The sequence below is a fragment of the Companilactobacillus futsaii JCM 17355 genome (genome assembly GCF_001435505.1).
Taxonomy (GTDB): Bacteria; Bacillota; Bacilli; order Lactobacillales; family Lactobacillaceae; genus Companilactobacillus; species Companilactobacillus futsaii.
This window is the reverse complement of sequence record NZ_AZDO01000139.1, coordinates 50,502-64,046: the sequence shown is the minus strand read 5'-3', so window position 1 is coordinate 64,046 and position 13,545 is coordinate 50,502. Positions and strand designations below refer to the sequence as shown.

Genomic DNA, 13,545 nt, shown 5'->3' with positions numbered 1-13,545 from the left:
GACTAAATCAAAGATTAAGTCGCGCCCTTCTTACAAAAATGAATAATCAATTAATGAGTGGATATTAATCAATTAGAGTGGTACCGCGGGAAATCTCGTCTCTTTCAATATAGTTTATTGGAAGAGGCGTTTTTTTATCTAAAGGAGGAAAATATGGATTTTAAGAAACAAGTAGTAGATGCACTAGTTAAAGTTTTACCAGAGGACATTACTGAGGAACAAGTTACAAAATTAATCGAGAAGCCTAAGACTTCAGATTTGGGTGACTATGCTTTCCCAACATTTATCTTGGCTAAGACATTGCACAAAGCACCTAATATGATTGCTGAAGAATTAGTTGGCAAGATCGATGCAACTGGTTTTGAAAAAGTTGTTAATACTGGTGCTTATATCAATTTCTTCCTAGATAAAGAAGCCTTTTCAAAAGATATTTTAAAGACAGTTTTAACTGAACAAACAAACTATGGTAATGCTGATCAAGGTAAGGGACGTAACGTTCCAATCGATATGTCATCACCTAACATTGCTAAGCCAATGTCAATGGGTCACTTACGTTCGACAGTTATCGGTAACTCAATTGCTAAAATTATTTCAAAACTAAATTACAATCCCGTTAAGATCAATCACTTGGGTGACTGGGGAACTCAATTTGGTAAATTGATCGTTGGTTATAAATTGTGGGGCTCTGTTGAAGAAGTCGAAGCTGACCCTATCAACAATCTATTGAAATATTATGTACGTTTCCATAAGGAGGCTGAAGAAAAACCAGAGCTTGACGATGAAGCTCGTGCTTGGTTTAAGAAAATGGAAGATGGCGACAAAGAAGCTTTGGCACTTTGGACATGGTTCAAAGAACTTTCACTTAAGGAATTCCAAGTTATCTATGATCGTCTAGATGTTCAATTTGATCACTTTACAGGTGAATCATTTTACAACGACAAGATGGATGCTATCGTTAAGACACTTGAAGACAAAGACTTATTAGTTGAAAGTCGTGGTGCAGAGATCGTTGACTTGTCAGAATACGACTTGTCACCAGCTTTGATCAAGAAGACTGATGGTGCCACACTTTATATCACACGTGACTTGGCTGCTGCTAAGTACCGTAAAGATACATTCGACTTCGTTAAATCACTTTACGTTGTTGGTAGCGAACAAGCAGAGCACTTTACAAAGCTTAAGATCGTTCTTAAGAAGATGGGTTATGACTGGTCAGACGACATCGATTACATCCCATTTGGCTTGATCACAACAGGTGGTAAGAAGCTTTCAACTCGTTCCGGTCGTGTTATCTTGCTAGAAAACGTTTTAAATGATGCCGTAGATTTAGCTAAGAAACAAATCGAAGAAAAGAACCCAGATTTGAAGAACAAAGATGCCGTTGCTGAAGCAGTTGGTGTCGGTGCGGTAGTCTTCCATGATTTGAAGAATGACCGTCGTGATAGTTTTGACTTTAACCTTGAAGAAGTTGTTCGTTTCGAAGGTGAAACTGGTCCTTACGTTCAATACACAAATGCTCGTGCTTTGAGTATTTTGAGAAAAGCTGGCGATGTGGACTATCAAGATGCCAAGAATTTGGCCGTTACAGACCCAGAAGCTTGGGATACTATCAAGATGCTTCAAAACTTCCCAGACGTCGTTAAACGTGCTGCTAAGGACTACGAACCATCAGTTGTTGCCAAGTATGTTCTAAAGCTTGCAAAGAGCTTTAACCAATACTATGCACACAGTAAGATCTTGGCTGATGATGAAGGTCTTAAAGCAAGACTTGCACTCGTTAAGTCAGTTTCAATTGTTCTACAAATGTCACTTGGTCTATTAGGTGTTAAAGCTCCAGAAGAAATGTAGGATGAAATAAATTGTGAATCGAAAAATCTTTGATGAATTATCGGAAATAAAAACAACCACACTAGATTTAGCATGGTTGTTGATGTCAATCAGTTTCACATATTTGAATTATCAAACGTTTAATATCTGGTATGGTATTTTGGGATTTATAGCTGTATTTTTCATTCACCTGTTCATAAATTTCCATAATAATTACATGGATTATAAGAACTCTACGAGTGAAGAATATCGGCAAAAGATCAGTACCATCGGAGTTAATCGTGAATCACTGGCAATAGTCAAAAAATGGATGCTCGGTTTGGCCATTTTTCCATTAATAATTGGAGCCTTTCTGACTTATCAAACTAGTTGGATCACTTTGATGATCGGGGTCATCGGTGTTGCTATTGGTTTGTTATACTCAGCAGGTCCTAAGCCACTCAATTCAACGTTTGTTGGAGAAATAGTGGTGGCTATTGCCATAAGCCAATTGATTCCTATAGCTTACTCCTATCTTGGGCTTTTCGGATCAGGGAAATTTGATTCTAGCACTACCATCTCAATTGTTTTGGCCTGTCTGCCTAACACTTTTGCATTCCTATGTGCAGAGTTGAGTAATGGTACTTGTGATTTAGAAGCAGATCTCAAAAATGGTCGTAATACATTGGTTAGTAAAGTAGGGAAAGCCAATGCCTTAAGTTTGTTTAAAGCTAGCTGGGCGATTGCCTTTTTGTTAGTGCCTATCTTAGCTCTAACAAAAGTAGTGCCTTACACTACACTGTTGATCGTGCTACTTTATCCAAACATTTGGGACGATTTTCGTCCTTATCTAAAGGAACAAGTTAAAACAAAAACTTATCCTTTAGTAATTAAAGCTGTAAGTAAATTCTCAGTAACGTATATTTTATTGATTGCTGTCGGGGCGATTATTAAATTAGTTATGTCAGTGTTATAATTGCAGCCTTCTCAGAAAGAGTCCATAAAAATCACTCCTAAAACTTCTTTCTGAACATAAAAGAAGAGCTCACCTAATTGTCGGGATTAGGTGAGCTTTTTGGTTGCTTTAAATAAGCACATATTAGATTATACATATTTTTTGATAATTTTGCTGAAATAATTTGGAATTTCTCACTAAAAGGTTGTTGAAAAACCAATTTATGGGCAAATAGTAATAAATCTCCAGTTTTTTTATGAGGATTATAGAGTGGGTCATTGACGATAGGCCAGCCTTGACTAGCTAGATGGATTCTTAATTGGTGAGTGCGGCCAGTCAATAAATTTAGTTGTAATAATGCATAGTCGTCATTTTTTTGGATAACTTTAAATTTTGTCACAGCATCTAAACCAGTAGAGCTGATGATTTTTTTACGAACATCATTAGGGTCTTGACCAATCGGTAAGTCGATAGTTCCAGAATCGGGAATTTCTTTGTCCAACCTGACCAAGGCCAAATACTCGCGGTGCAAAGTTTTAGTAGATAATTGGCGATTGAAGATAGGAACTAAATATGGAGTTTTGGAAATTAGTACTAACCCGGAAGTTTCCATGTCGATGCGGTGGACCATATAGGGATGGCCGTTAGTTAAATAAGTTTCCACATCATTCATCAAAGAGTCGTTTTCAGTCATAATATTTGGATGAGTTTTCTTACCGGCACTTTTGTTGACGACAATTATGTCATCATCTTCGTAAACGACATCTACAGAATCATTGCCAGGCAAATAATGTTGTTCTGATCGAGGTAAAAAATTGAAATTTAAAGTTATTTTGTCTTGATTGTGAACAATTGTATTAAAAGAATGATATGTCCCGTTGATTAAAACGTCCTGTTGAATACGAAAAAAATGTTGCCATTTCTTAGGGATCAGCCATTTTTTTAGTAATTCGCGAATAGTTAAATTTTCACCTATTTCTTGATGATAAATTATCTTTTTTTGATACATAAACTAGTTAGCTCCTTAAAGATTTAAGACAAATTAAAAAAACACTCTCAATATGTGATAAAATTTGTTCTTATATAGAGGTATTTGAAAATGAATAAAAACAATGGTTTTTGGGAATGGTTTAAACCCAAATTACTAGTTGCGTGGTCTTTTATAAAAAAGTATTGGAAGAGATTCCAAGTCACTCGGTGGATAATCTTGGTCGTTATGATCATGATTTTAGTTCTAAGTGGTTATTGGACTTATAAAGCTAAAACCGCCAACGTGTCTGATTTACAGTCTTCTTTACAGACAAAGACGACTATCATCGATAAAGATGGTGATGATGCCGGTCAACTTTATGCAAGCAAAGGCACGTACGTCAGTTACGATAAAATTTCTAAGAATATCCAAAATGCGGTAATTTCCACTGAGGATCGAACGTTTTGGACTAACCCAGGATTTAGCATCAAAGGATATATTCGAGCTGCTTTGGGTTATATCATTCATCACGGAATTACTGGTGGTGGGAGTACTTTAACTCAGCAATTAGCGAAGAACTCTTTGTTAACGCAAAAGCAAACCTTGGCTAGAAAAGGTGAGGAACTATTCCTTTCGATTGAAATAAATCGAGTATATTCAAAGAAACAAATCCTAACGATGTATTTGAATAATGCTTACTTTGGTAATGGTGTTTGGGGAGTTCAGGATGCTTCTGAAAAGTATTTCGGAAAAAATGCATCAGAACTAAATCCTGCTGAAGGGGCTGTTTTAGCGGCTATCTTGAAAGCACCTAATTATTATAACCCAATTGATAGCATGAAAAACTCACTTGCTCGACGTAATTTAGTTTTAGAGTTGATGGTTGATAATAATAAATTGTCCGCTTCACAAGCAAATTATTATAAAAATACTTCCATTAACTTGAACGATAATTATGAAGTAAGCAGTTCCTATAAGTATCCTTATTTCTTCGATGCAGTTATCGCTGAAGCTGTTGATAAATACGGCCTTAAAGAAGACGATATTTTGAATAAAGGTTACAAGATTTATACGACTCTAGATCAGGAAATGCAAACTTCGATGCAAAAAACTTTTGATAACAATTATTTGTTCCCAGCCAATGCAGCTGATGGAACTAAGGTTCAAGGTGCATCGGTCGCAGTTGATCCGAAAAGCGGTGGTGTTTTAGCGGTTATCGGCGGACGTGGAGATCACACCTTTAGAGGTTGGAACCGGGCTACTCAATTAGCACGTCAACCAGGTTCAACGATTAAGCCTTTAGCAGTCTATACACCAGCAATTGAAAACGGTTATAGCTATGATTCAAAATTGCCTAACCAAATTACTAGTTTTGGTAAGAATAAATATTCGCCAACTAATGCTGATGGAATTTATTCAGATACGATCCCAATGTACAAAGCACTTTATCAGAGTGAAAATGTGCCTGCCGTAGCTTTATTGGATAAAATTGGGGTCAAAAAGGGTGTCGCTTCAGTCGAGAACTTTGGCATTAAAGTCCATAAGTCTGATCAAAACTTAGCTTTGGCTTTAGGTGGTTTGGAATATGGTGTTTCGCCACTTCAAATAGCTAGAGCTTATACGGCTTTTGCTAATGAAGGAAAGCTTGCTAGTACGCACTTCATTACTAAGATTGTTGATTCGACTGGTACTGTTGTTGTTGATAATAGTAATTCTTCTACTAAACAGATTATTAGTAAGAGTACTGCTAAAGAAATGACAAGTATGATGCTAGGAGTTTACAACGAGGGTACTGGTAAGTATGCCAAACCTTCTGGTTATCAAATTGCTGGAAAAACTGGTTCAACTGAAGTACCTCAATCATGGGGTTATGCTGGAACTAAAGATCAGTGGATGATTGGTTATACACCGGATGTGGTAGTTGCTAGTTGGATGGGATTTGACAAATCTGATAAAGACCATTTCCTAACTTCAGCTAATGAGAACGGGATGTCGACATTATTTAAGAATGAAATGTCAAATATCTTACCGGAAACTAAGCAAACTAGCTTTGGGGTTAAAGATGCAACAACGTTAGCTAATGCCACTGATACGGATGATGATGACAATGATATTTCGAAATCCATTCAAGATGGAGTAAATAACATTAAAAATAAAGCCACAGAATGGTACAATGATATTAAGAACTTTTTTGGTCAATAGGAGGACTATATGAACATTTACGATAGCGCCAATCAACTTGAACAAGACTTAAGAAAGACAACTGAAGTTGCAGAACTAAAGCTTGCTTTTGAAGCTGTTAAAGCTAATGACTTGGCATACAAACTTTTTGATAAAGTTCAAAACAAACAATTTGAATTACAACAAAAACAAATGCAAGGTCAAGAAATCACAGACGATGACATTAAGGCAATGCGTGAACTTACAGACCAACTTTCAAATTACAGTGAAATCCAAAACTTAATGGATAAAGAGCAAAAGATGAATTCTATGATGGATGAATTAAATAAAATTATTTCAAAGCCTATCGCAGAAATTTATCAAGATTAATAATAAGGACTTAGGGCTTAAGTAATTTGCTCAAGTCCTTTTCTTTTACAGGGGAGTAGCAATGAAGTTTTTACATGCAGCAGATTTACATCTAGATACGCCATTTGTGGGCATTAATGACTTTTCCAAGGAATTACAAAGAAAACTACAAGATTCAACTTATCAAGCAGCTAGGACTCTTTTTGAGACGGCCTTGAAAGAGCAAGTAGATTTTGTGATTTTGGCTGGGGATATTTTTGATGATACTGATAGCTCACTTAAGGCACAAATGTTTTTACGCGATGAGTTTGAAAAATTAAAACAGGCTGGCATCGCGGTCTATTTGATTTACGGTAATCATGATTATTATCGTAATAATTTTGCTGTAGTTAATTTCCCTGAAAATGTTCATATTTTTGGATCAGATGTTACAACAGAAACGTTAGTGACTAATGATGGAATAAAGGTTGGTATCACTGGATTTAGTTATTATCAGCAGCATATCAACCAAGCAATTGTTAAAAATTATCCTAGTCGCGGAGATTTCGATTATCAAATTGGAATTTTGCATGCTGGTGTTGGCGATGACAATTATGCACCGTTTCAACTCAATGATTTGATTCAAAAAGGTTATGATTACTGGGCTTTAGGTCACATTCATAAGCGTGAAATTTTATGCGACAATCCAGCAATCGTCTATCCTGGTGATATTCAAGGTCGAAATCAAAATGAGACTACGCCTAAAGGTTTTTACATTGTGACAGTAGAGAATCAGTTAACCAAGTTAAAATTTTGCAAGAGCAGCGTTTATACCTGGGATAAAATTGAATTGAATGCCAAAGACGATTCAATCGATAGTTTGATAACTAAAATAACGGATAGTCTGAATCAAGCAGACACATTGTTGACTTTGACGATCAATAATGCTCAAAATTTGTCTGATGATGTTATTAAAACTATCAGACGCAATGAATTACAACATCATTTTACTAATGTTGAAACACCGAGTGTCTTATATAAAATTATTTTAAAATTTAATGACAATCCACAATTATCGCAAATTGATCAAAAATATTGGAAGCAAGCGCAAAATCAAACCTTAGATTTGGATAAGATCAAAGATTTAGATAGTAAGTTATATGCAGAAAATATCATTCGGGATCACATAAATGAGCAAGATTTTTTGAAAAATCTTACCGAATTAGTTAAGAATACTATAAATCGAAAATATACTGGAGAATAATCGTGAAATTAGTTAAAGCAAATATATACGGTTTCGGTAAGTGGATCGACCAAGAATTTAACTTTGCCTCAGATTATCAAGTTATTTTTGGTTTTAACGAAGCTGGAAAAACTACGCTCTTGAATTTTATCCAAAGCATTCTTTTTGGATTTGCGACAGCTAGAGGAGATAATAAGTATTTACAATATAAACCAAAGAATGGTAGTCGTTATGGCGGTGAATTATTATTTTTAGCGTCGGATCAAAGCCATTGGACTCTTCGTCGGATTGACGGTAAAGGTGATGGAGAATTAACCATTTATCACGATGACCAATTAGTCCCTAATGAGTCGCTCAAACAAATCGTTGGAAATTTTACTAAGGAAGATTTTGAAAATACTCACGTTTTTGATGATAAAAATATTTTGTCAATCTATAGCTTGGATGAACAACAACTTGAAACTGAAGTTATGTCAATTGGAGCGGTTGGTAGCAAGGAGTGGTTAAAGGTAGCAGATAAGTTGTCGCATGATGCTGATGATCTTTACAAGCCTAGAGGACAAAAGCAACCATTAGTTGTAAATTTAAAAAAACGTAAAGAACTTTTGGAAGAAAAATCAGAAATTGAGAATCAACAAGTCGCTTATCAACGAGTAAAGCAACAATTGGAACAAACTCAAAAAGACTTTGACGATAATGCAAAATCTTTAAAGCAGGCTACTGAATCTGAAAATGATTTACGTAATTTAGATAAGAAATGGTATCGCTTTGACCAGTTACAACAGCAAAATGACCCTAAGCATGAGACGTTGATAATCAGCAATACTGATTGGGAAAATGTTTTAAAAGCTAATCAGGAATTGAGTATTTTAAAAGATACCGCCCCAACTAATAAAGTATCTAATTTAGATAATGTTGAAAAACAAATTTTAAAAAATTATCATCAGAATCAAACGCGATTGGATTACATTCGAAATCAAAAATTTGAATTACAGAATTTGCAATTTCATCGTGATGATATGAATACTAAGTTACTACGAGTTGATACCCAGGTAGATCAATTGTTCAAAAATCATCCAGAACTTTCAGAAGATATGTTGCCTTTGACGGGCGAAGAAATTGACCAATTGACTCCTACAAAAAATGATAATAATAATATTTTCTTGTTGATCTGCGTAGTTGCGGTCATTTTAGCCTTAGTAGTCGGCAATCCGCTCAAGATTATTTTGATTGTTGCAGCAATAGCTAGTGGAATTTGGTATTGGTACAAAAATCAATCTAACAATCAACCAGCTTTGAATAGTCTGTCGTTTATCAAGCAAAAGGGTTATACGAATATTTCTCGGGATAATATCATTAGTTTGCAAGGAACGGTGATAGCTTTAGATAATTTTCATGGTACTCAAAAAGGTTTGGTTGATGGAATCAAAGGTATTGAAGTTGATTTAAATAAATGGCGCAAGATTCTGATTGAACTAGACGTTTTGGATAATTCTTATAAAGATGATAATTATAATGAACAAATAGAAAAATATTTTGCGCGTTTAGATGCTATCAAGGCTAAGGCTGATTTAGAGCAAAAAAATCAGGCTGCCACAAAACAAATAGATGAACAGAGAAATCAACGTTTGAATGAATTAAATAATGAAATTTTTGCTGTTCTTCAGAAGTATCAAGTAATCAATATGGATGAATTCATGAGGATGCATACTCAACAAGTTCAAAACCAAAAGATCAATGACCAAATCAAGCAAGATAAAGATTTCTTGGGACGTGACTTGGAATCTCTTAAAGCCTATCCAACACACCAATCCTTGATTGAAAAACTGGCAGCTGTCACTAAACAAACTAGTTCTTTGACAGAAAAGAATAATGAACTGAGTCGTCAAATCGGCTCATTAAAAGAACAGATGCAACAAATTTATGACAATAAGCATTATCAACGAGTGGTTTTAGCGTTGGCCCAAAATAAACAAGATATTATAGAAAATTACGATGAATGGGTATCTAAAAAACTAGCTAGCGATTGGATACGTAATATGTTAAACGTGGCAACAAAAAATCGTTATCCTAAGATGTTGGAACGAGCAACTGAATATTTTGCTTTATTGACAAACAATAATTATTCAGAAATTGATTTTAAACAAAAAAATTTGACAGTTTTAAGTAAAAACAAAATTCAATTTGACGTTCATGAACTATCGAAGGCTACAACGATTCAATTATATTTAGCATTGAGATTAGCCTTTGTGACAGAAATCTCCGATTTGATAAAATTGCCAATTTTAATTGACGATGCTTTCGTTGATTTTGATGTTTCAAGAAAAGAAAATGTCTTTAAGTTGATTCAAAAAATCGCCAAAAATAATCAGGTGATTTATGTAACGGCAAATGAACCAACGGTAATTAATCAAGAACACATTTTAACTTTAGGGGGGAATATTAGTGCCTAAGCATGTAGTAGATTTTAATAAAGGCGAGAATATGAGCTTAGAGGTAATCATCAAACGTTCAGATTTTCGTTTGGCTAAAAATGGCAAGAACTTTTTATCATTAGTATTTGAAGATAAGTCAGGACAAATCCCTGGTAAGTATTGGGATGCTAGTGAAGAAGATGCAAAAAGATATCACGTCGGAGCAGTGGTTCAATTAGAAGGACGACGTGACGTTTATCAGGGTAAACCACAGGTCAATATCACTCGCCTTGGTCTGTTGGATCCAAATACGGTTGATATGTCACAGTTCGTTCAAACAGCACCGATGAAGCAAATTGATATGGAAAATGAATTTGACGATGTCTTTTTGCAAATTACTAATGGGGCTTGGAATCGAATCGTTCGATATTTATTCAAGAAGTATCATGACCGATTCTTTACTAGTGCAGCTGCTAAAAGCAATCATCATGATTTTCAAGGTGGATTGGCATATCATACTTTGAGTATGGTGAGAATGGCGGAAAGTATTTCTGATCAATATCCCCAAATCAATCGTGCACTTTTGCTTGCAGGAGCTTGTTTACACGATTTCGGTAAAATTATTGAGTTGTCCGGTAGCTTAGATATTGAATATACCTTTGAGGGCAATATGTTAGGCCATATCACTATCGTAGACGAAGAGATCGTCAAAGCAGCGACAGACTTAGGTATCAGTTTAGATAGTGAAGATATGATTCTTTTGAGACATATGATCTTGTCACACCATGGTCTGTTAGAATATGGCTCGCCAGAACGTCCTAAATTGTTAGAAGCGGAAGTATTGCATAATATTGATATGATGGATGCTTCAATCAATATGATTACCAAGGCCTTAGATAAAACTGAAAATGGTAAGTTTTCTGAGCGTGTTTTTGGACTCGATAATCGTTCATTTTATAAGCACAGTTAAAAAATACTAAAAAAAATAGCATCTATTCAGATTCCTCAAATTAGAGGTGTAATCTGGATAGATGCTATTTTTTGTGGCTATCGAACGACAATCACTGAAACAGGAGCTTTTTTTGCCAAACGAGGTCCAATTGTAGCGGTGATTTTTGAACGTGGCAAAATTGTATCAGCACCAGTAACAATTAAATCTGGTTTGAAATCAGGAATTGCACGTTCAATGATTACATCATCAACATCGCCTTCATCATAAACTAGTGGATCAACTTTTTTCAGTCCTAAATTTTCAGCCATCTTTACGTAATTATCAACGACATTCTTTAATTCATCACGTTTTTCTTTTAACTTTGCGGGAGTCAATGAATCAAAAATATTAATATCATCACTTTCCAAAACAGATACAATGCCCAAACGTGTATCATAGTCATGTGCCATAGTCGTGGCAAAACGAAAAGCTTTTATGGTAGATTCATTGTCATCCTCATCAACCGTTAAAAGGATACGACGGTATACCAATGGGTCATTAAATTCTTGATAATCCATAAACATCCTCCTTTTAAAACGTCTTACAACTCATATAATACCTGAAAACGTTGATATGACAAGCATAAAAAAACGATGGATTATAAGCTATTTATAGAGTGTCATTCAAGTAATAACGTAGAGTAAAGGTAGACAACTTGGATATTAAAGTTAAAGTTCCTGAACTTTCTACACCAAATTAAGGTTTAGATCAGAAAATTTTTTTAAAAATAAATTAAATTTGGTTTATTCATTGAAAGAATTTTGTTTTTACTGATTAATATTTATGAAAAATATTGCAAAAAAAATAACGCCGAATTAATTTTCAACGTTATTTTTATCTATTTATTTTTTAGATGATGATGAAACATATCCTGAAAGAACATCCTTCAAATCACTATCTTTAATAGAAACATCAGCCTTCTTCAAGACCTTTGAAACAACCTTTTGCATAACAGTTGAATCTTGTAGCCATGAAGCATAAATCTTAGACTTAAGTTCAGCAGTATGATCACTCATCTTACCCTTAGCAGGTTTGTTTAGAAGCTTGATAACACTGTAACCATAACTAGTCTTAACTGGTGTATCTGTGTAATCACCAACTTTTTCTAGCTTGTAAGCGGCTGTCTTAAAGTCAGTATCAACACTTGTACTATCATTGTCAAAAGCAGCTAATTTACCACCCTTGTTCTTTGTAGCTGAATCAGTTGAATATTCTTTAGCAAGTTTAGAGAAGTCCTCACCGTTTTGAAGTTTTGTAATAACTTCTTCTGCAGTGGCTTTTTTACTTACTAGGATTTGAGCAACTTTAATCTTAGGTTGGTAACTCTTCCATTCCTTCTTAAGATCCTTGTTTGTAACTTTCTTATTCTTCTTTAAGGCAACTTTTGTAAGAAGGTTAGTACGGATATTCTTCTTGAATTGGGCAGTTGTCATACCATTTTGTTGAAGAATAGAGCTGAATGATGAACCATATTGACTCTTGTACTTGTTATATTCTTTATTAACTTGTTTTGTGGAAACATCCTTACCATATTGATCTTCAAGAGCTTTAGTGATGATCATAGTTTGGAGAGTTTGTTTACCTGATGAAGAACTCTTCATTTCCTTGTAGTATTCTTCTTGGGTAATTCTTCCACCCTTAAGAGTAGCAACAGTCTTGTTACCAGAACATCCAGCAACAACTGTTATCATAAATAGACCAGCAATAGCTAAAATCCATTTAGTTAAACGTTTATTCATCTTTACACATCCTTAATTAATATGTCTACAATTGAAAAGACTACCATAAAACATCAGGAATAGTTTGTTATTTATTGAAAAAATCACAAAAAATTCATAATTTGAGCTAATTTTGCTTGAAACTAGCAAGGTTTGCCTTCATTTCAGCAATTGAACTTTGCAATTCGTCTACATCAGGCTTGATGCTAGTAGAGTAGTCGGCAATATCTTTTTGAATTCCAGACATTACTTCTGGTACCACAGCAACATTTTTCTGTAAATCAGCTAATATATCTTTAAAATCTTTTATATTCTTAAATATCTTGGTATCATTAACACTAGGTGTGGCGTCTTTTGATTGAAATAGTCCAAGAGCAGTTCCTGAAACAGTTCCAATCACAAATCCGGTAAAGAATCTCATTATTAAGCCTCCAAGTGTTGTTTGATATTTTCAGCACGCTTTTGGAGTTCTTCGTTACTTGCTAAACCAGTGTTGTCTCCCCAATGCATTGAGAAGTCATCATCTTTAGAATAACGAGGTACCAAATGGATGTGTGAGTGCATAACGCTTTGATAAGCAATCTCACCATTATTTTGACAAATATTCATCCCAATGATTTTAGGATTAGAAGCCTTGATGGCACGAGCAATCATAGGAATCTTCTTGAAAACACGTTCTGCCAAATTTTCATCATAGGCAAAAATATCTTTGACATGTTTTTTAGGAACTACAAGTGTGTGACCAGGCGTTACTTGAGAAATATCAAAGAAAGCCTTGATATCATCATCCTCATAGATTGTTGTACTAGGAATATCTCCGTTAATTATTTTGCAAAAGACGCAATCATCCATGTAAAAATCCCCTTTCAAAAAACAGCATTAGATTTACTATAATGCTATCATAATACACATATTAAAAACAGATAACAGGTGGTTTAAT

The 13,545-nt window shown here is 34.7% G+C and carries 12 protein-coding genes; 7 read left to right on the top strand and 5 right to left on the bottom strand.

Going from position 1 to position 13,545, the window contains the following annotated elements; genetic code table 11:
- The first annotated feature begins 153 nt into the window (after window positions 1–153).
- Together argS and FC88_RS10860 are read left to right on the top strand one after the other, a co-directional pair.
- Window positions 154–1,848, top strand: a complete 1,695-nt coding sequence (argS, locus tag FC88_RS10865; protein ID WP_057815558.1) for an arginine--tRNA ligase — start codon at window positions 154–156, stop codon at window positions 1,846–1,848.
- Window positions 1,849–1,861: 13 nt separating this feature from the next.
- Complete coding sequence (locus FC88_RS10860; protein WP_057815556.1) at window positions 1,862–2,782, top strand: prenyltransferase; 921 nt, start codon at window positions 1,862–1,864, stop codon at window positions 2,780–2,782.
- Between the two features lie 73 nt (window positions 2,783–2,855).
- Here FC88_RS10860 and FC88_RS10855 read toward each other — a convergent pair whose 3' ends face one another.
- Entirely contained in the window at window positions 2,856–3,770 is a 915-nt protein-coding gene (locus FC88_RS10855) for an RluA family pseudouridine synthase (protein ID WP_057815554.1), read from the bottom strand.
- 90 nt (window positions 3,771–3,860) lie between these two features.
- Between FC88_RS10855 and FC88_RS10850 the strand changes: the two genes are divergently transcribed.
- The 5 genes from FC88_RS10850 (at window position 3,861) to FC88_RS10830 (ending at window position 10,866) form a co-directional block, all read left to right on the top strand.
- On the top strand, window positions 3,861–5,933 hold the full coding sequence (locus FC88_RS10850; protein WP_057815552.1) for a PBP1A family penicillin-binding protein: 2,073 nt from the start codon (window positions 3,861–3,863) through the stop codon (window positions 5,931–5,933).
- Window positions 5,934–5,942: 9 nt separating this feature from the next.
- Window positions 5,943–6,281 carry a YlbF family regulator gene (locus FC88_RS10845; RefSeq protein ID WP_057815550.1) on the top strand — a complete coding sequence of 113 codons (339 nt, stop codon included), beginning with the start codon at window positions 5,943–5,945 and terminating at the stop codon, window positions 6,279–6,281.
- Window positions 6,282–6,342: 61 nt separating this feature from the next.
- Window positions 6,343–7,503, top strand: a complete 1,161-nt coding sequence (locus tag FC88_RS10840) for a metallophosphoesterase family protein (protein WP_057815548.1) — start codon at window positions 6,343–6,345, stop codon at window positions 7,501–7,503.
- Window positions 7,504–7,505: 2 nt separating this feature from the next.
- Window positions 7,506–9,935, top strand: a complete 2,430-nt coding sequence (locus FC88_RS10835; RefSeq protein ID WP_057815546.1) for an AAA family ATPase — start codon at window positions 7,506–7,508, stop codon at window positions 9,933–9,935.
- Complete coding sequence (locus FC88_RS10830) at window positions 9,928–10,866, top strand: 3'-5' exoribonuclease YhaM family protein (RefSeq protein ID WP_057815534.1); 939 nt, start codon at window positions 9,928–9,930, stop codon at window positions 10,864–10,866. The genes FC88_RS10835 and FC88_RS10830 overlap by 8 nt, the downstream gene beginning before the upstream one ends.
- Before the next feature lie 77 nt (window positions 10,867–10,943).
- Here the strand turns inward: FC88_RS10830 and FC88_RS10825 are convergent, their stop codons facing one another.
- The 4 genes from FC88_RS10825 to FC88_RS10810 all read right to left on the bottom strand — a co-directional run bounded on the left by FC88_RS10825 (window position 10,944) and on the right by FC88_RS10810 (window position 13,457).
- Window positions 10,944–11,405, bottom strand: coding sequence for a universal stress protein (locus FC88_RS10825; RefSeq protein ID WP_057815526.1), 462 nt, complete (start codon window positions 11,403–11,405; stop codon window positions 10,944–10,946).
- 324 nt (window positions 11,406–11,729) lie between these two features.
- The gene (locus FC88_RS10820) at window positions 11,730–12,626 is read right to left on the bottom strand and encodes a peptidylprolyl isomerase PrsA (RefSeq protein WP_057815524.1); all 897 of its coding nucleotides are present in this window, start codon (window positions 12,624–12,626) and stop codon (window positions 11,730–11,732) included.
- Window positions 12,627–12,732: 106 nt separating this feature from the next.
- Entirely contained in the window at window positions 12,733–13,026 is a 294-nt protein-coding gene (locus FC88_RS10815) for a YtxH domain-containing protein (RefSeq protein ID WP_057815522.1), read from the bottom strand.
- Between the two features lie 2 nt (window positions 13,027–13,028).
- Window positions 13,029–13,457, bottom strand: coding sequence for an HIT family protein (locus tag FC88_RS10810; RefSeq protein ID WP_057815520.1), 429 nt, complete (start codon window positions 13,455–13,457; stop codon window positions 13,029–13,031).
- Window positions 13,458–13,545: the final 88 nt, after the last annotated feature.